13 protein-coding genes are annotated in these 18,356 nt (G+C 61.5%); 7 read left to right on the top strand and 6 right to left on the bottom strand.

Annotated features, from left to right (window positions below):
* Positions 1-660, bottom strand: a complete 660-nt coding sequence (locus AC19YY_RS15305; RefSeq protein WP_170043318.1) for a GntR family transcriptional regulator — start codon at positions 658-660, stop codon at positions 1-3.
* Between the two features lie 267 nt (positions 661-927).
* On the opposite strand from AC19YY_RS15305, the gene xdhA reads away from it, so the two are divergent.
* The 4 genes from xdhA (at position 928) to guaD (ending at position 7,038) form a co-directional block, all read left to right on the top strand.
* On the top strand, positions 928-2,376 hold the full coding sequence (gene xdhA / locus AC19YY_RS15310) for a xanthine dehydrogenase small subunit (RefSeq protein WP_172313195.1): 1,449 nt from the start codon (positions 928-930) through the stop codon (positions 2,374-2,376).
* Entirely contained in the window at positions 2,369-4,768 is a 2,400-nt protein-coding gene (gene xdhB / locus AC19YY_RS15315; protein WP_500604449.1) for a xanthine dehydrogenase molybdopterin binding subunit, read from the top strand. The genes xdhA and xdhB overlap by 8 nt, the downstream gene beginning before the upstream one ends.
* Positions 4,769-4,883: 115 nt before the next feature.
* Complete coding sequence (gene xdhC, locus AC19YY_RS15320) at positions 4,884-5,726, top strand: xanthine dehydrogenase accessory protein XdhC (protein ID WP_169954226.1); 843 nt, start codon at positions 4,884-4,886, stop codon at positions 5,724-5,726.
* A gap of 7 nt (positions 5,727-5,733) precedes the next feature.
* The gene (gene guaD, locus AC19YY_RS15325; RefSeq protein ID WP_500604450.1) at positions 5,734-7,038 is read left to right on the top strand and encodes a guanine deaminase; all 1,305 of its coding nucleotides are present in this window, start codon (positions 5,734-5,736) and stop codon (positions 7,036-7,038) included.
* 122 nt (positions 7,039-7,160) lie between these two features.
* On the opposite strand, the gene AC19YY_RS15330 is transcribed toward guaD, so the two are convergent.
* Positions 7,161-7,925: a GntR family transcriptional regulator gene (locus AC19YY_RS15330; protein ID WP_057439513.1), complete on the bottom strand. Its 765-nt coding sequence runs from the start codon at positions 7,923-7,925 to the stop codon at positions 7,161-7,163.
* A gap of 220 nt (positions 7,926-8,145) precedes the next feature.
* Here AC19YY_RS15330 and AC19YY_RS15335 point away from each other — a divergent pair, with 220 nt between their 5' ends.
* Positions 8,146-9,336 carry a benzoate/H(+) symporter BenE family transporter gene (locus AC19YY_RS15335; RefSeq protein WP_169954228.1) on the top strand — a complete coding sequence of 397 codons (1,191 nt, stop codon included), beginning with the start codon at positions 8,146-8,148 and terminating at the stop codon, positions 9,334-9,336.
* Between the two features lie 53 nt (positions 9,337-9,389).
* On the opposite strand, the gene AC19YY_RS15340 is transcribed toward AC19YY_RS15335, so the two are convergent.
* Positions 9,390-9,734, bottom strand: coding sequence for a YggL family protein (locus AC19YY_RS15340; RefSeq protein WP_492634295.1), 345 nt, complete (start codon positions 9,732-9,734; stop codon positions 9,390-9,392).
* A 237-nt stretch (positions 9,735-9,971) separates the two neighbouring features.
* On the opposite strand from AC19YY_RS15340, the gene dacB reads away from it, so the two are divergent.
* Complete coding sequence (gene dacB, locus AC19YY_RS15345) at positions 9,972-11,432, top strand: D-alanyl-D-alanine carboxypeptidase/D-alanyl-D-alanine endopeptidase (protein WP_029298225.1); 1,461 nt, start codon at positions 9,972-9,974, stop codon at positions 11,430-11,432.
* Positions 11,433-11,581: 149 nt separating this feature from the next.
* On the opposite strand, the gene AC19YY_RS15350 is transcribed toward dacB, so the two are convergent.
* Both AC19YY_RS15350 and rlmKL read right to left on the bottom strand, forming a co-directional pair.
* Positions 11,582-13,981: a sensor domain-containing diguanylate cyclase gene (locus tag AC19YY_RS15350; RefSeq protein WP_169954230.1), complete on the bottom strand. Its 2,400-nt coding sequence runs from the start codon at positions 13,979-13,981 to the stop codon at positions 11,582-11,584.
* Positions 13,982-14,116: 135 nt separating this feature from the next.
* The gene (gene rlmKL / locus AC19YY_RS15355) at positions 14,117-16,387 is read right to left on the bottom strand and encodes a bifunctional 23S rRNA (guanine(2069)-N(7))-methyltransferase RlmK/23S rRNA (guanine(2445)-N(2))-methyltransferase RlmL (protein ID WP_057439518.1); all 2,271 of its coding nucleotides are present in this window, start codon (positions 16,385-16,387) and stop codon (positions 14,117-14,119) included.
* Positions 16,388-16,920: 533 nt separating this feature from the next.
* Here rlmKL and rmf point away from each other — a divergent pair.
* Positions 16,921-17,136: a ribosome modulation factor gene (rmf, locus tag AC19YY_RS15360; RefSeq protein ID WP_002553055.1), complete on the top strand. Its 216-nt coding sequence runs from the start codon at positions 16,921-16,923 to the stop codon at positions 17,134-17,136.
* A 133-nt stretch (positions 17,137-17,269) separates the two neighbouring features.
* On the opposite strand, the gene AC19YY_RS15365 is transcribed toward rmf, so the two are convergent.
* Positions 17,270-18,295 (bottom strand): quinone-dependent dihydroorotate dehydrogenase, encoded by a 1,026-nt coding sequence (locus AC19YY_RS15365; RefSeq protein ID WP_169954231.1) that lies wholly within the window; start codon positions 18,293-18,295, stop codon positions 17,270-17,272.
* Positions 18,296-18,356 lie beyond the last annotated feature (61 nt).

Consider the following 18,356-nt stretch of genomic DNA (forward strand, 5'->3'; position numbering starts at 1 on the left):
TTAGGCGTCCGCCAGGGCTGCGATAACCAGGGTGCAACTGCGCTGGCCATAGGCCGACAACACTTGGCGAATCTGCGGCAAGTCACGGGCCAGTACGGCAGCGAGCAGTTGCTCGAACAGCGCCAGGTACTCGCTCATGGACGCCTTGCGTTGATCCAGGGCCAGGTAATAGGCGCGATTCATCGCCGGCTGCAGGTTCTCGACGGTTTCCTGCAGGTACGGATTGTTGGCAAAGGGATACGCGGCGCGCATGACATTGAAGCATTCCTCGACAAAGGCGCGGATGTCCTGGCGTTCGAAATTGCTCACCAGTCGTTGCTGGATCTGCACGAACGGCGCCATGTCGACCTGGGTCTGCCAGCCTTCGGCAACCGCGTTGCCCAGCAGGATGTACAGCTCGCTCATCAGCGTGCACAGGCTCTGCACCTTGTGTGCGGTGAGCTCGGTGACGTGGGCGCCACGGCGCGGCAGGATGGCGATCAGGTGCCGCCGCTCGAGGATCAGCAAGGCTTCGCGCACGGAGCCACGGCTGACATTGAGTGCCAGCGTGACTTTCTGTTCCTGGATCCGCTCCCCAGGCTTGAGATCGCCGCGAATGATGCGTTCGGCGAGGTGGTGAGCGATTTGCTCGGCGAGACTATCCGGCGCCTTGAACGTCATGTTTTCCCTTCAAAATCGTCTATCGGTACAAGGGCGGCAGTGTAGCGCAATCACTGGGCCAGCAACGCCGAATTTGGCATGAAATAAGCAGACGATAAAGCCCAGGCGCCCCTGAAAACGGCGGTTACAGGGATCTGAACCATAATCAAAGGTGTTGCAATCGCATTTTCTTGACCTTCTGGTCAGAAAATCGTTGACCGAAAAGTCAGACATGACTAGATTCGGCGCAAAGCGGTTAACAACAATAATGAGTCTGCGAGGCCTTCCGTGATCCAGTTTTTACTAAACCAGGAGCTCCGTAGCGAGCACGCCCTGGACCCGAACCTGACTGTGCTCAACTACCTGCGTGAGCACCTGGGCAAATCCGGAACCAAGGAAGGCTGCGCCAGCGGCGACTGTGGTGCCTGCACCGTGGTGGTCGGCGAGTTGCATACCGACGAGCAAGGTGCCGAGCAGATTCGCTATCGCAGCCTCAATTCGTGCCTGACGTTTGTCTCGTCCCTGCACGGCAAGCAACTGATCAGCGTGGAAGACCTCAAGCACCAGGGCCAACTGCACAGCGTGCAACAGGCGATGGTCGAGTGCCATGGCTCGCAGTGCGGTTTCTGCACGCCGGGCTTTGTGATGTCACTGTTCGCCCTGCAAAAAAACAGCGACGCCCCGGACAGCGCCAAGGCCCACGAAGCCCTGGCCGGCAACCTGTGCCGCTGCACCGGCTACCGGCCGATCCTGGCCGCCGCCGAACAGGCCTGTTGCAACAAGCCCCAGGACCAGTTCGATAGTCGCCAGGCGCAGACCATCGCCCGCCTCAAGGCCATCGCCCCGACGCAAACCGGCGAACTGAACAGCGGCGACAAACGCTGCCTGGTGCCCCTGACCGTCGCCGACCTGGCCGACCTCTACGACGCCTACCCACAGGCCCGGCTGCTGGCCGGCGGCACCGACCTGGCGCTGGAAGTGACCCAGTTCCACCGCACGCTGCCAGTGATGATCTATGTGGGCAACATCGAGGCCATGAAGCGCATCGAGACCTTTGACGACCGCCTGGAAATCGGCGCCGCCACCGCCCTCTCCGACTGCTACAGCGCGCTGCACCATGAATACCCGGACTTCGGCGACCTGCTGCACCGCTTCGCCTCCCTGCAAATCCGCAACCAGGGCACCCTCGGCGGCAATATCGGCAACGCCTCGCCCATCGGTGATTCGCCGCCGCTGCTGATCGCCCTCGGCGCGCAGATCGTGCTGTGCAAGGGCAGCGTGCGCCGCACCCTGGCCCTGGAAGACTACTTTATCGACTACCGCGTCACTGCCCGCCAGGACAGCGAGTTCATCGAAAAAATCATCGTACCCAAGGGCCACGCGCTATTTCGTGCCTACAAGGTTTCCAAGCGCCTGGACGATGACATCTCGGCGGTGTGCGCGGCGTTCAACCTGAAAATCGACAACGGGGTGATCAGCGATGCCCGCGTGGCCTTCGGCGGCATGGCCGCCACGCCCAAACGCGCGCAACACTGCGAGACGGTGCTGATCGGCGCCACCTGGAACAGTGCCACCGTGGAGAAAGCCTGCGCGGCCCTGGCCGAGGATTTCACCCCGCTGTCGGACTTTCGCGCGAGCAAGGAATACCGCCTGCTCAGCGCCCAGAACCTGCTGCGCAAATACTTCATCGAACTGCAAACGCCGCACATCGAGACTCGGGTGACCGCTTATGTCTAACCATCACGCCGTGGTAAAAACCCAAGCCGAAATGGCCGCGCTATTTGCCCAGGACCTGACGTCCGGGGTCGGGCGCAGCGTCAAGCATGACAGCGCCGCCAAGCACGTGTCGGGCGAAGCGCAGTACATCGATGACCGCCTGGAATTCCCCAACCAGTTGCACCTGTATGCGCGCATGTCCGACCGCGCCCATGCCCGGATCCTCAGCATCGACACCGCGCCCTGCTACGCCTTCGAGGGGGTGCGCATCGTCATCACCCACGAAGACGTACCGGGCCTCAAAGACATCGGCCCGCTGATGCCCGGCGACCCGTTGCTGGCCATCGACACCGTGCAGTTCGTCGGCCAGGTGGTGCTGGCCGTCGCCGCCCGCGACCTGGAGACCGCACGCAAGGCCGCCATGGCGGCGGTGATCGAATACGAAGACCTGGAGCCGGTGCTGGATGTGGTCGAGGCCTTTCGCAACAAACATTTCGTGCTGGACAGCCACACCCACCAGCGCGGGGATTCGGCGGGCGCCCTGGCGAGCGCGAAACACCGTATCCAGGGGACCCTGCATATCGGCGGCCAGGAACACTTCTATCTGGAGACCCAGATTTCCTCGGTGATGCCCACCGAAGACGGCGGCATGATCGTTTACTGCTCCACCCAGAACCCCACCGAAGTGCAGAAACTGGTGGCCGAAGTGCTGGACGTGTCGATGAACAAAATCGTCGTGGATATGCGCCGCATGGGCGGTGGTTTTGGTGGCAAGGAAACCCAGGCGGCCAGCCCGGCATGCCTGTGTGCAGTGGTCGCGCGCCTGACCGGCCAGCCGACCAAAATGCGCCTGCCACGGGTCGAAGACATGCTGATGACCGGCAAGCGCCACCCGTTCTATATCGAATACGACGTGGGCTTTGACGACAACGGCCGCCTGCACGGGATCAATCTGGACCTGGCGGGTAACTGCGGCTGTTCGCCAGACCTGTCTAACTCGATTGTCGACCGCGCGATGTTCCACTCCGACAACTCCTATTACCTGGGCGACGCCACCGTCAACGGCCATCGCTGCAAGACCAACACCGCCTCCAACACCGCCTACCGTGGCTTCGGCGGCCCGCAAGGCATGGTCGCCATCGAGGAAGTGATGGACGCCATCGCCCGCCACCTGGCGCTGGACCCGCTGGCGGTGCGCAAGGCCAATTACTATGGCAAGACCGAGCGCAACATCACCCACTACTACCAGACTGTCGAGCACAACATGCTCGAAGAGATGACCGCCGAGCTTGAGGCCAGCAGCCAATACGCCGAGCGCCGCGAAGCGATCCGCCTGTACAACGCCCACAGCCCGATCCTGAAAAAAGGCCTGGCGCTGACCCCGGTCAAGTTCGGTATTTCGTTTACCGCCAGCTTCCTCAACCAGGCCGGCGCCTTGATCCATATCTACACCGACGGCAGCATCCACTTGAACCACGGCGGCACCGAGATGGGCCAGGGCTTGAACATCAAAGTCGCACAAGTGGTGGCCGAGATTTTCCAGGTGGAAATCGACCGGGTGCAGATCACCGCGACCAACACCGACAAAGTGCCCAACACCTCGCCGACCGCCGCCTCCAGTGGTGCCGACCTCAACGGCAAGGCCGCGCAGAATGCCGCCGAGACCATCAAGCAGCGCCTGGTGGAATTTGCCGCGCGCAAATACGACGTCAGCGAGGCCGATGTTGAGTTCCACAACGGCCATGTGCGGGTGCGTGAGCTGATCCTGACGTTCGAGGAGCTGATCCAGCAGGCGTATTTCGCCCAGGTGTCGCTGTCCAGTACCGGGTTCTACAAAACCCCGAAAATCTTCTACGACCGCAGCCAGGCACGGGGTCGGCCGTTCTACTACTTCGCCTTCGGCGCGGCCTGCTGCGAAGTGATCGTCGACACCCTGACCGGCGAGTACAAGATGCTGCGCACCGACATCCTCCACGATGTGGGCGCCTCGCTGAACCCGGCCATCGATATCGGCCAGGTGGAAGGTGGCTTTATCCAGGGCATGGGCTGGCTGACCATGGAAGAGCTGGTGTGGAACAACAAGGGCAAATTGATGACCAATGGCCCGGCCAGCTACAAGATCCCGGCGGTAGCAGACATGCCCCTGGATTTGCGGGTCAAGCTGGTAGAAAACCGCAAGAACCCGGAAGACACGGTGTTCCACTCCAAGGCCGTGGGTGAGCCGCCATTCATGCTCGGGATTGCCTCGTGGTGCGCGATCAAGGATGCGGTGGCGAGCCTGGGTGACTATCGCCATCAACCCAAGATCGATGCACCGGCGACCCCGGAGCGGGTGTTGTGGGGGTGTGAGCAGATGCGCCAGTTGCAGGTGGCGACGGTGGTTGAGGCAGAGACCGAGATGGCTTCGCTCTAGACCCAGGTGCTGCCATCGCAGGCAAGCCCGCTCCCACATCTGGATTGCATTCCCCTGTGGGAACGGGCTTGCCCGCGAAGACGGCCGAACTGACAACAGAAATGTTGAGGTAGACATGAACAACTGGATCAGCGCCCTCGCCGACCTGCAACACCAGGGTGAACCCTGCGTGCTGGTGACCATCATCGAAGAACTCGGCTCCACGCCGCGCAACGCCGGTTCCAAGATGGTGATCAGTGCCGCCCGGACCTTCGACACCATCGGCGGCGGCCACCTGGAATACAAAGCGATGCAGATCGCCCGCGAGATGCTCGCCAGCGGTCAGCACAACACCCATCTGGAGCGCTTCAGCCTGGGGGCCAGCCTCGGCCAGTGCTGCGGTGGCGTGACTGTGCTGCTGTTTGAGCCCATGGGCCAGGTGCAGGCGCAGATTGCCGTATTCGGCGCCGGCCATGTCGGCCGCGCGCTGGTGCCACTGCTGGCCAGCCTGCCGTGCCGGGTGCGCTGGATCGACTCGCGGGAACAGGAATTCCCGGAGCATATCCCCCAGGGCGTGCGTAAAATCGTCAGCGAAGAGCCGGTCGATGAAATTGCCGACCTGCCGGCGGGCAGTTACTGCATCGTCATGACCCACAATCACGCGCTGGACCTGGAACTCACCGCCGCCCTGCTCAAGCGCAATGACTTTGCCTACTTCGGCCTGATCGGCTCGCAGACCAAACGCGTCAAGTTTGAACACCGCCTGCGTGAACGCGGCTTCGAGGCCGCGCAGTTACAACGCATGCGCTGCCCCATGGGCCTCACCGAGGTGAAGGGCAAATTGCCGGTGGAAATCGCCATTTCCATCGCCGGCGAGATCATCGCCACCTATAACGCCAACTTCGGCCAGCACACCGCGAGTGCCGAACCCATTGCCAAACTGCTGCCGGCCTCGCGCCGCAGCCAAGCTATCAATTGAGACGACCATGCCTTTGACTCGCAAAGCCTACCGCGCCGCCATCCTGCACAGCCTCGCCGACCCTGCCGTGGTTGGGATCGACGCCTCCTACGAGTATTTCGAAGACGGCCTGCTGGTGATCGACAACGGCCAGATCAGCGCCCTGGGGCATGCCAGCGACTTGCTGCCGACGCTGGCGGCCGATATCGAAATCACCCATTACCAGGACGCGCTGATCACCCCCGGCCTGATCGACACCCATATCCACCTGCCGCAAACCGGCATGGTCGGGGCCTACGGCGAACAACTGCTGGATTGGCTCAACACCTATACCTTCCCTTGCGAAAGCCAGTTCGCCGACAAGGCCCACGCCGAAGAAGTGGCGGATATCTTTATCAAGGAACTGCTGCGCAACGGCACCACCACCGCCCTGGTGTTCGGCAGCGTGCACCCGCAATCGGTCAACTCATTCTTTGAAGCCGCCGAGAAACTCGACCTGCGCATGATCGCCGGCAAGGTGATGATGGACCGCAATGCGCCGGACTACCTGACCGACACCGCCGAGTCCGGCTACCAGGAGAGCAAGGCGCTGATCGAGCGCTGGCACGGCAAGGGCCGTTTGCACTACGCCGTGACCCCGCGCTTCGCGCCTACCAGCACACCGGAACAGTTGACCCTCGCCGGGCAATTGCTGGGGGAATACCCGGACCTGTACATGCAGACGCACATCAGTGAAAACCTGCAGGAAGTGCAATGGGTCAAGGAGCTGTTCCCGGAGCGCAATGGCTACCTGGACGTGTACGACCACTACAAGCTGCTGGGGGAACGTTCGGTATTTGCCCATGGCGTGCACCTGTGCGACGACGAATGCGCGCGACTGGCGCAAGCGGGTTCAGCAGTGGCGTTCTGCCCGACGTCGAACTTTTTCCTCGGCAGCGGCCTGTTCAACCTGCCGATGGCCGAGAAGCATCAGCTCAATGTGGGCCTGGGCACGGACGTGGGGGGTGGCACCAGTTTCTCGCTGCTGCAGACCCTGAACGAGGCCTACAAGGTCATGCAATTGCAGGGCGCGCGGTTGAGTCCGTTCAAATCGCTGTACCTGGCGACCCTGGGCGGTGCCAAAGCGCTGCGCCTGGAAGACAAGATCGGCACCTTGCAGCCGGGCACCGATGCCGATTTCCTGGTCCTGGACTACAACGCCACGCCACTGCTCAGCTATCGCCTGAAGCAGGCCAAGAACATTGCCGAGACGTTGTTTGTATTGATGACACTGGGGGATGATCGGGCGGTGATGCAGACGTATGCGGCGGGCAATCTGGTACACCAACGCTGACCCAAAGAACACCACAAAACCCTGTAGGAGCTGACTTGCCAGCGATAGCATCACCGCGGTGAACAGATACACCGCGGTGCCTGCATCGCTGGCAAGCCAGCGCCTACACAGTTTGATCGGGTTTACAGCTTGATCGAGGAGCGGCCCGGCTTCTTGGTCTGCAGCAAATGCGAGAACACCGCATGCAAATCATCCGACGCGCTTTCCTCATCGAGGTTGAGCTTGCTGTCGATATGATCCATGTGATGCATCATCAGGTTCACCGCCAGCCCCACGTCCCGGGCTTCGATGGCATCGATCAACTGGGTGTGCTCGTCGTAGGAACAGTGTGAGCGGTTGCCACTTTCATACTGGGCGATGATCAGCGAAGTCTGGGACACCAGGCTGCGTTGGAAGCTGATCAGCGGGGCGTTTTTTGCCGCCTCGGCCAGCTTGAGGTGGAACTCGCCAGAGAGCCGGATACCCGCGCCACGATCGCCACGGGAGAAGCTGTCGCGCTCGTCATTGACCATCTGCCGCAACTCGGCCAACTCTTCGGTGGAGGCATGCTGCACCGCCAGTTCGGTGATAGCCCGCTCGACCAGGCGCCGGGCGAGGAATACCTGGCGGGCTTCCTCGACACTTGGGCTGGCCACGACCGCACCCCGATTGGGGCGCAACAACACCACGCCTTCATGGGCCAGGCGCGACAAGGCGCGGCGGATGATGGTGCGGCTGACGCCAAAGATCTCGCCCAGTGCTTCTTCACTCAATTTGGTACCGGGCGCCAGGCGTTGTTCGAGGATGGCCTCGAAGATATGCGCGTAGACGATATCGTCCTGGGTTCCACTGCGACCGGCCTTACCGGCTCGCGGCTGTTTCTTGAGGGGCTGCAACTGTTCGTTCATGGGCACTCGGGTCGGGAGAACGGCGGCGAATTGACGTTGACTGTAATAAGGGTATAGCGGGTCGCTGGCAAGTATCGCGTAAAAACAGCGCACATTGTACACAACCCGTTGCGCCAACACACTGTACGGCTGTTTGCGCGGCCGGCTGTATTGCAACAGTCAGTTACGTTTGAGTTTAGGCTTGATTCCACGATTTCCCAGGTACAAGGAACACCGCCCCATGACCGACGCGACCCAGGCGCCCCTGCGCCCACTGGCCGACACTTCGCCCTCGGCCATTGTCGCCGGCTTCATCGCCATGATGACCGGCTACACCAGTTCGCTGGTGCTGATGTTCCAGGCCGGCCAGGCTGCCGGCCTGACCACCGGGCAAATCTCCTCGTGGATCTGGGCGATCTCCATCGGCATGGCGGTGTGCAGCATCGGCCTGTCCCTGCGCTACCGCACGCCCATCACCATTGCCTGGTCGACCCCCGGTGCGGCGCTGCTGATTACCAGCCTGGGCGGGGTCAGCTATGGCGAGGCCATTGGCGCCTACATCACCTGCGCGGTGCTGGTGACGATCTGCGGCCTCACCGGCAGCTTTGAGAAACTGGTGAGGAAGATTCCCGCCTCGCTGGCCGCCGCGCTGCTGGCCGGGATTCTGTTCAAGATCGGCAGCGAGATTTTCGTCGCCGCGCAGCACCGCACCGCCCTGGTACTGGGCATGTTCTTTACCTACCTGATCATCAAGCGCCTGTCGCCCCGGTATGCGGTGCTGGCGGCGCTGCTGATCGGCACCGCCTTGTCCGGGCTGATGGGGCTCCTGGATTTCAGCGGGTTCAGCCTGGAAGTGGCGACGCCGGTGTGGACCACGCCGCACTTCTCCCTGGCGGCGACCATCAGCATCGGTATTCCGCTGTTCGTGGTGGCGATGACTTCGCAGAACATGCCGGGGGTCGCGGTGTTGCGCGCCGATGGCTACGATGTACCGGCCTCGCCACTGATCACCGCCACCGGCCTGGCCTCGCTGGTGCTGGCACCGTTCGGCTCCCACGGCATCAACCTGGCAGCCATCAGTGCGGCCATCTGCACCGGGCCTCACGCCCATGAAGATCGCAACAAGCGCTACACCGCCGCGGTGTGGTGCGGGATTTTCTACGGTATCGCCGGGGTATTTGGCGCAACCTTGGCGGCCTTGTTCGCCGCATTGCCCAAGGAGCTGGTGCTGTCGATCGCGGCATTGGCGTTGTTTGGCTCGATCATCAATGGCCTGAGCATCGCCATGAATGAGCCCAAGGAGCGGGAAGCCGCGCTGATTACCTTTATGGTCACGGCGTCGGGGCTGACGCTGTTTTCCATCGGTTCGGCATTCTGGGGGATTGTGGCGGGGGTGTTGACGCTGGTGATTCTGAACTGGCGCAAAGCCTGACTTTAATACCCTGAAACGAAAAAGCGACCCGGGAGGGTCGCTTTTTCATGACATCAGACAGCCGGGTTGATCGGCTTTTCTGGGTGCCAGGCGTCCAGCAGTTCGCTGACTTCAACGCGGGTCAGCTCTGGGCGAGCCTTGAGCCACGCTTCGACAGCTGCACGCTGCTCAGGGGTAACCGAACCACGGGTGGCTTTGCAGACCAGACCGAAGTCGTCGCCGCCCACGTAGTCCAGACCATTGCCATCCATCGCTTCGGTCAGGAAGGCGTCGAGGAAAGCGTCAACCGCTTTGTCGTCCAAACCTTCTTTGAAATCCAGGTTCAGTTCGAAACCCAGCTCTTGAAATTCATCAACGCACAGTTTTTTGCGCAGACGCCGGGAACGGTTAGTCGCCATTGGAACAATCCTCTTAAGTATTAACGGCCGGCACTCTACCAGTTTAAGGCGCTGATTGCCCGGCAATCCAAGACGGGTGGCACGATAGCGCGAAAAAAAACCGTGATTTGCAGCTATCGTTGAGGCACAAGTAGCTCCACCTTGGGGCATAATGCCGACACTTTCATGACCACTGGGGGATTTTCTTACATAGCCCCCGCTATATTCACCCTCCTATGCAGTAGGGTCTTACTTCTTATGATCAAATCCTTGCGTCCATTGTTACTCGCCAGTTTCCTTTTGCCCCTGGCCCTCTCTGTCACCGCCGCCCCGATCAATACCACCTTGCCACCTAAAGTCCAGGAAGCCCTGCAGAAAGCCAAGCTGCAGAACAATGCACTGTCCCTGGTGATGATTCCGCTCAATGGCCCCGGCACTGCCACGGTGTTCAACGCTGACGTCTCGGTCAACCCGGCGTCGACCATGAAGCTGGTCACCACCTACGCTGCCCTGGAAATGCTCGGCCCCAATCATCAATGGAAAACCGAGTTCTACACCGACGGCACCCTCAGCGGCGGCGTCCTGCGGGGCAACCTGTACCTCAAGGGCGGCGGCGACCCCAAGCTGAACATGGAAAAACTCTGGCTGCTGATGCGCGACCTGCGTGCCAATGGCGTACAGCAAGTCACCGGTGACCTGGTGCTGGACCGTGGCTTCTTTATCCAGCCGCAATTGCCGGAATTCAACGACGACGGCAACGATGCCAACAAACCGTTCCTGGTCAAGCCGGACGCCCTGCTGGTCAACCTCAAGGCCCTGCGTTTCGTGACCCGCAACGATTCAGGACGGGTGTTGGTGTCGGTGGAACCACCGATTGCCAGCATCCAGATCGACAATCAGGTCAAGGCCACCAACGCCAAGCAGTGCACCGGTGACGTGCGCTACAACCCGGTCACAGCCGCCGATGGCAGTGTCACCGTGACCGTCAGCGGCCAGTTGGGCGATGGCTGCAGCTCGCAGACATATCTGTCGCTGCTCGACCATGCCACCTACACCGCTGGTGCCGTGCGCGCGATCTGGAAAGAACTCGGCGGCACGATCCAGGGCCGCGACGTGCTGGCCCCAGTGCCGAAAACCGCCAAGGTCCTGGCCCGGGCGTTCTCCCCGGACCTGGCCGAGATCATCCGCGACATCAATAAATACAGTAACAACACCATGGCCCAGCAACTGTTCCTCAGCCTCGGCGCGCAATACCGCAACGATGCCGATGGCGACGATGCCAAGGCTGCGCAGCGTGTGGTGCGCCAGTGGCTGGCGAAAAAAGGCATCACCGCGCCGCACCTGGTGATGGAAAACGGCTCCGGCCTGTCCCGTGCCGAACGGGTCAGTGCCCGGGAAATGGCAACCATGTTGCAGGCTGCCTGGAGAAGCCCGTACGCGGCAGAGTTCATCAGCTCGATGCCGATTGCCGGCAGTGACGGCACCATGCGCAAGCGCCTGAAGACCACGGCCCTGCGTGGCGAAGCCCACGTCAAGACCGGCACCCTGAACACCGTGCGCGCCATTGCCGGCTTCAGCCGTGATAACAATGGCAATACTTGGGCGGTGGTGGCGATTCTCAACGATCCGAAGCCTTGGGGTGCTTCATCGGTGCTCGACCAAGTGCTGCTAGACCTGTATCGCCAGCCGAAGCTGGCAGCAGCGGCACCAGGTCTATAGATGGGGACTCAATGTGGGAGCGGGCTTGTGTGGGAGCGGGCTTGCCCGCGATAGCTGTGGGTCAGTCAGCACATTTGGCACCTGATACACCGCCATCGCGGGCAAGCCCGCTCCCACACAAGCCTGCTCCCACATTCGGTATACGGTACTCAGGCAGGCAAGCGCTGCGCCTCGACCCGATCCCGGCCCGCCTGCTTGGCCGCATACACCGCCGAATCCGCACGCAGCAACAAGCTATCCACGCCCTCATCGACCCGCCAACTGGCCACGCCGAAACTGGCCGTTACCGTGCCGACGCCGTCCATTGGTGTACTGCGCAGCACTTCCCACAACTCAACGGCCAGGCTGTAGGCCTGAACGCCATCGGTGTTCGGACACAACACCATGAACTCCTCACCGCCCAGGCGACAGAACACATCGCTGCGGCGCACACGCAGGCGGATACGCCGGCACAGCTCCTGCAGCACGCCATCCCCCGCCGCGTGCCCATGCTGGTCATTGATACGTTTGAAGTGATCGATATCCAGCATGATCACTGCCAGTGCTCCCGACGTGCGCCGCACCCGGCTCATCTCGGCCTTCAGCCGGTCCTGGAAATAGCGACGATTATGGATACCCGTCAACGAGTCGGTGATGGACAACGCCCGCAACTCTTCCTCTACCCGCTTGAGATCGGAGATATCCGACACATAGCCATGCCATAGCGTACCGCCGCCAGGTAACTCTTCCGGCGTCGCCTCGCCGCGAATCCAACGCAGGCCCCGACCTGGCAGTTGCACCCGGTACTCTTCACGCCAGTGGCTCAATTGCAGCGCTGACAGGCGGATGGAGGCGCGGATGCGCTCGGCGTCCTGAGGATGAATTCGCTCGAAGACTTGCTTGGCATCCTGTTGCAGCAACCCCGGATCGATTTCGTAGATATCGCGAATACCGTCGCTGGCGTAGATAAACCGCCAATTGTCGTTAGGCTCCAGGGTGAACTGGAAGATCCCGCCCGGCACATGGGCGCTGAGTTTTTTCAGCAACCGATCCCTCGCCGCCAGGGCCTCATAGGCGCGTTTCTGTTCGGTGACATCCAGGCAGATCGCCAGGTGCCCGACCCACAAACCATGTTCATCAAGCAAGGCTGTGGCCAGCATATTCACGGTCAACTGGCTGCCGTCCTGGCGCACCAGCGTCCACTCCCGGGCCTCATGCAGGCTGTCGGCGCCCTCCACCAGCATCGCCTGGCCGGGCATGATCCGCTTGCCGAGAGCATGGCTCAGTTGCATGGCACGGGTTTCCAGCTCCACCGCCAGGTGCAGGCTTTCGAGGGTCATGTGGCCCAGCACCTGGTCAGCCGGATAACCCAGCATTTGCTCGGCGCCGGCATTGAAGGTGCTGATCACGCCCCGCAAATCGGTGGCAATGATCGCCACCTGGGTCGCGGCGTTGAGCACACTGCGCAACTGGCCGTGGGCACCGCGCAACTCGTACTCGCGCTGGTGCAATTGCCCGGTGCGTTGCTGCACCAGCCGCACCGCCCGTTGACGCTGGCTGACCAGCACATAGAGCAAGGCACTGAGTAACAGGCTGAGCAAACAGCCCATGGTCAGGATACTGGCGACGGAGGAATGATTGGCCTGGGCGAATACCTGGCTGGGGCGCAGGCTCAGGGCGTAGACATGATCCCCAAGGGTCAGCCGGCGGATCGCTTCCAGGCCACTATCGCCCAGGGCATTGTCCGACGCATACAACACCCGCTGCTGGGTATCGGAAGTATCCACAATCTGCATCACCAGGTTGTCCCGCGCAGGTTTGGGCAGACCGTCGGCGACCAATTGGCGCATGCTGATCACCGCCATGACGAAACCGTAGGGTTCGTTGTAGGGCATTTGCGCGGTGGGCGCTCGAGTGACGGGCGCCACCAGCAACACCCCCATGGCATACGCCGGCTCGACGCCCACCAGCGACATCGGTTGGGACACGGCGATGGTGCCGGAGCGGTACGCCCGCTCGACCGTCGATCGGCGCAGTGGCTGCGCCAGCAAGTCAAACCCCAAGGGTGAGCCGAGCAGGCTTTGGGTCTGGCTGTACAACACCGGCACATATTCGTCGCGCTCGCCCGCCGTCACCAAAGTCCCGGCTTCGTTCAGCTCGCGAATGGAGAACGACATGCCACGCTGGAGTGACACTTGCTGTTCAAAAGCCTGGCGCTGATCGCGAAATATCCGTGGCGCCCAGGCGTAGGCACGCGCGCGCAACAGCAGCGGCTGGGCGAACCCATCGAACTCTTCGCGGGAAACATCATGGGAGTTGACGAAAAAACGCCGCAGGCTGCCCAGGCGCTGTTCCTGGTCTTCAAAACGCTCTTCCAGGCGGCTATAGCGTTCGTTGACCAACAACTGAAAACGCTGGCGGACCTCCTGGTGATGCAGGTCGGCCGTGGCCAGCGCCAGTACGCCGGTAAGCGCCACACCCACCAGCAAGACCACCAAAGCCACCAGCCAAGCCGACGCCTGTTCGCTGATAAATCCCAGTATTTTCGGGCGGACGGCTTGCAACGGCATAGGCAAAACTCGCAACACCAGCGTGCAGGGGCGCCACTTTGGCTAAGAGAATAGTTATAGCCATCGAGCCCACTTTTGACCAGCGCAAAAAAGCCGCGAGCCCGGAAAAATCCAGGCTCGCGGCTTCAAGGTCGATCAGCGTGCGGTGATTTTCCAGGCGCGGTGGATTTTCGGGTTACGGGCGAAATCCGGATCGATGGTTTTGTCGCTGATTTCCTCGACGGCATAGCGCTCGCCCAGGTTGTCTTCCAACTGGAACTTGCGGAAGTTGTTGGAGAAATACAGCACCCCGCCCGGCGCCAGGCGGGCCATGGCCAGGTCCAGCAACTGCACGTGGTCACGCTGGACGTCAAACACGCCCTCCATGCGCTTGGAGTTGGAGAAGGTCGGCGGATCGATGAAGATCAGGTCGAACTCATCACGACTGGCTTCCAGCCACGCCATCACATCACCCTGCTCCAGGCGGTTCTTGTCGGAGAAGCCATTGAGGGACAGGTTGCGACGTGCCCAGTCCAGGTAGGTTTTCGACAAATCGACGCTGGTGGTGCTGCGCGCACCGCCTTTGGCCGCGTGCACACTGGCAGTGGCGGTGTAGCAATACAGATTGAGGAAGCGCTTGCCGGCGGCTTCTTTCTGGATGCGCATGCGCATCGGGCGGTGGTCGAGGAACAGACCGGTGTCCAGGTAATCGGTCAGGTTGACCAGCAACTTCACCCCTCCTTCGCTGACTTCCGTGAACTTGCCCTGGGCACTCTGGCGCTCGTACTGCTTGGTGCCGCTCTGGCGCTCGCGGCGCTTGACCACCACACGGCTCTTGTCGATGTTCAGCGCCTGGGGAATTGCGGCCAGGGCATCGAACATGCGCGCCGAGGCTTTTTCCGGGTCGATGGATTTGGGTGCCACGTATTCCTGGACGTGCACCCAGTCGTGGTACAGATCGATAGCCATGGAGTATTCCGGCATATCGGCGTCGTACACACGGTAGCAATCCACACCCTCGCGCTTGGCCCACTTGCCTAGCAACTTGAGGTTCTTTTGCAGGCGGTTGGCAAACATCTGCCCGCCTTCGCTCAAGCGCGCCTGCTCGACCACCGGAGCCGGTGCCGGCGCGGGTTTGATCGGGTTACCGTTCTTATTGTACTGGCGCTCTTGCGGCTCGGTCGGGGCCTGGTCGTAAGCGGCTTGCTCACGTTCGGCCTGGCGCTGTTCCGGGGTGCGGCGCTCGCCGGTGACGAACTGGTCCGGGTTGACCTTGATCAGCAGCAGCTTGCACGGCAAGGCGCCGTTCCAGAACGAGTACTGCTTGTGGCTGCGGATACCCATGCGCTTGCCCAGGTCCGGGGCGCCGGTGAACACCGCCGCTTCCCAGCCCATGCACGCCTGGCGCAGACGCTCGCCAAGGTTCTGGTAGAGGTACAACAGGCTGGCTTCATCACCCAGGCGCTCGCCGTACGGCGGGTTGCAGATGACCAGGCCTTTCTGGTTCTGGTCCGGGCGCGGTTCGAAGGTGCCGACTTCACCCTGGTAGATCTTGATCCAGTGGCTCAGGCCGGCGCGCTCGATGTTGTTGCGCGCGGGCTGGATCAGACGCGGATCGGCTTCGTAGCCACGGATCCACAGTGGTGGCTTGTTCATGCCGATAGCCGCACGCTCGCTGGCCTCGGTGTGCAGTTTTTTCCACAAGGCCGGCACGTGGCCGAGCCAGGCGGTGAAGCCCCACTGTTCGCGATTGAGGTTGGGGGCCATGTCGGCGGCGATCATCGCGCCTTCGACCAGGAAAGTGCCGACGCCGCACATCGGGTCAGTCAACGCGCCGTTTTCAGCGGCAATGCGCGGCCAGCCCGCACGAATCAGAATTGCCGCCGCGAGGTTTTCCTTCAACGGTGCCGCACCCTGCTGCAAGCGGTAACCGCGCTGGTGCAGGCTATGGCCGGACAGGTCAAGGGAGAGGATCGCTTCGCCACGGTCCAGGCGCAGGTGAATGCGCAGGTCGGGGTTGATCTTGTCGATGGACGGACGTTCGCCGGTCGGGGTACGCAGCTTGTCGACAATCGCATCCTTGACCTTCAGCGCGCCGAAGTGAGTGTTGTCGATACCCGAGCCATGGCCGCTGAATTCCACCGCGAGGGTGCCATCAGGGACCATATGGTCTTGCCATTCGATATCCAGCACGCCGTGGTACAGGTCTTCGGCATCCTTCATCGGGAAGCGCTTGAGCACCAGCAACACACGGTTGGCCAGGCGCGACCAGAGGCACAGGCGGTAGGCGGTTTCCATGTCGGCCATGCCGCGCACGGCCGAGGTGTGCTCGCGCGCATCTTCAAGGCCAAGCCCGACGGCTTCCTCGATCAGCAGGCCTTCGAGGCCCTTGGGGCAAGTGAGGAAGAGTTCGTAACGGTCCGACATGGGCATTCCAGGCTTTTCAGCAATAAGTGAACGGGCGACGCATCGCGCGTTCGGTTTTCAATCAAGCGCTTTTCTTGAAGAGCGCTCGCGTGGCACGAATGTGTGCCGTTCCACCCCGGTCTCCTGGCCTATTGGCCTTGATTGCCGGGGCAGAGAGATAATTTGTGCAACAAAATGAAATATTCTGACCCTTCGTCGAATAATAACCGACTGCAAGCGGCGGGTATTCTCACTAAAGGATTAAACCCATCCTCTATACAGGGCACATCATAGCTGGCTTTGCCCTGTAAATGGGGCGAAAAGCCATCCCAGCTTATGGCTATAGCATCGTTATCGTTACGTGCTTATGACAAAACGATCATTGAATCCATGTGACCTATTGGTTAGAACTCAACACAGGTTAGCGCCGCAACGACGCTGACACAGAGGCTCGCCACGCCGGCAGCGAGCCACACCAACGGCAGAAAAACTCTGCCCGGCCTCGGATGAGGTCGAAGGATATCAAGACAGTCAACAAGTGAGGGAAACACCCTATGAGAAGACTTAAGCGTGATCCGTTGGAAAGAGCATTTTTACGCGGATATCAGTATGGCGTTCATGGCAAATCCCGTGAGCTTTGCCCCTTTACTCTACCGTCGGTACGCCAAGCCTGGATTAACGGCTGGCGCGAAGGACGCGGCGACAATTGGGACGGTATGACCGGCACTGCGGGGATCCACAGACTCAACGAACTTCACGCCGTCGGCTAATCAGGGCACTTAATTCCGACAACCACCTTGAAGAATGTAACGACTTAACCACGCACGCCCCATCCGGGCGGCGGGCTTCGGCCCAGGGGCTCCTTCTAGGAGCCCTTTTTTATGGGCCGGCTCCTACAGGGGCTCAGGATTTGGGGAGCGCCGCGATAGCGTCGACCGATTGGCGAATCAGCGCTGGCCCCTTGTAGATAAACCCGGAATACAACTGCACCAGGCTGGCCCCTGCGGCGATTTTCTCGGCAGCGTGCTTGCCTTCGGTGATCCCGCCCACGGCGATGATCGGCAAACGGCCGGCCAGTTCGGCCGCCAGCACCTTGACGATATGGGTGCTCTGGTCACGCACTGGCGCACCGGAAAGGCCACCGGCTTCGTCACCGTAGGCCAGGCCTTCAACGCCGACACGGCTGAGGGTGGTGTTGGTCGCAATCACCGCGTCCATCCCCGAATCCACCAGAGCCTGGGCCACCAGCACGGTTTCTTCGTCGCTCATGTCCGGGGCGATCTTGATTGCCAACGGCACGCGCTTGCCGTGGCGTACCGCCAGGTCTTCCTGGCGCTGGCGCAGGGCTTCGAGCAGTTGCTTGAGGGAATCGCCAAACTGCAGGCTGCGCAGGCCCGGGGTGTTGGGCGAACTGACGTTGACTGTCACATAGCTGGCGTGGGCGTAGACCTTGTCCAGGCAAGTCAGGTAGTCATCCACCGCACGCTCCACCGGGGTATCGAAGTTCTTGCCGATATTGATCCCGAGGATGCCCTTGTACTTGGCGGCCTGTACCCGGGACAACAGGTGGTCAACCCCCAGGTTGTTGAAGCCCATGCGGTTGATGATCGCCTCGGCTTCCGGCAGGCGGAAAATGCGCGGCTTGGGATTGCCCGGCTGCGGGCGCGGTGTGACGGTGCCGATCTCGACAAAACCGAACCCCAACTGCGCGAAGCCATCGATGGCCGCGCCATTCTTGTCCAGGCCAGCCGCCAGGCCCACCGGGTTGGGAAAATCGAGCCCCATCACCGACACCGGCATCTTCGCCGGCGCCTTGCACACCAGGCCATTGAGCCCCAGGCGGCCACCCGCGCCGATCAGGTCCAGGGACAGATCGTGGGAAGTTTCCGGGGAGAGTTTGAACAACAGCTGGCGGGCCAGGGTATACATGGGCGGGCTTGACTCGGATGGCGGCAAAAGGTGGCGGCGATTATAGCCGGGGTGGCGGGTC

It is taken from the genome of Pseudomonas sp. MF09156 (assembly GCF_059862305.1).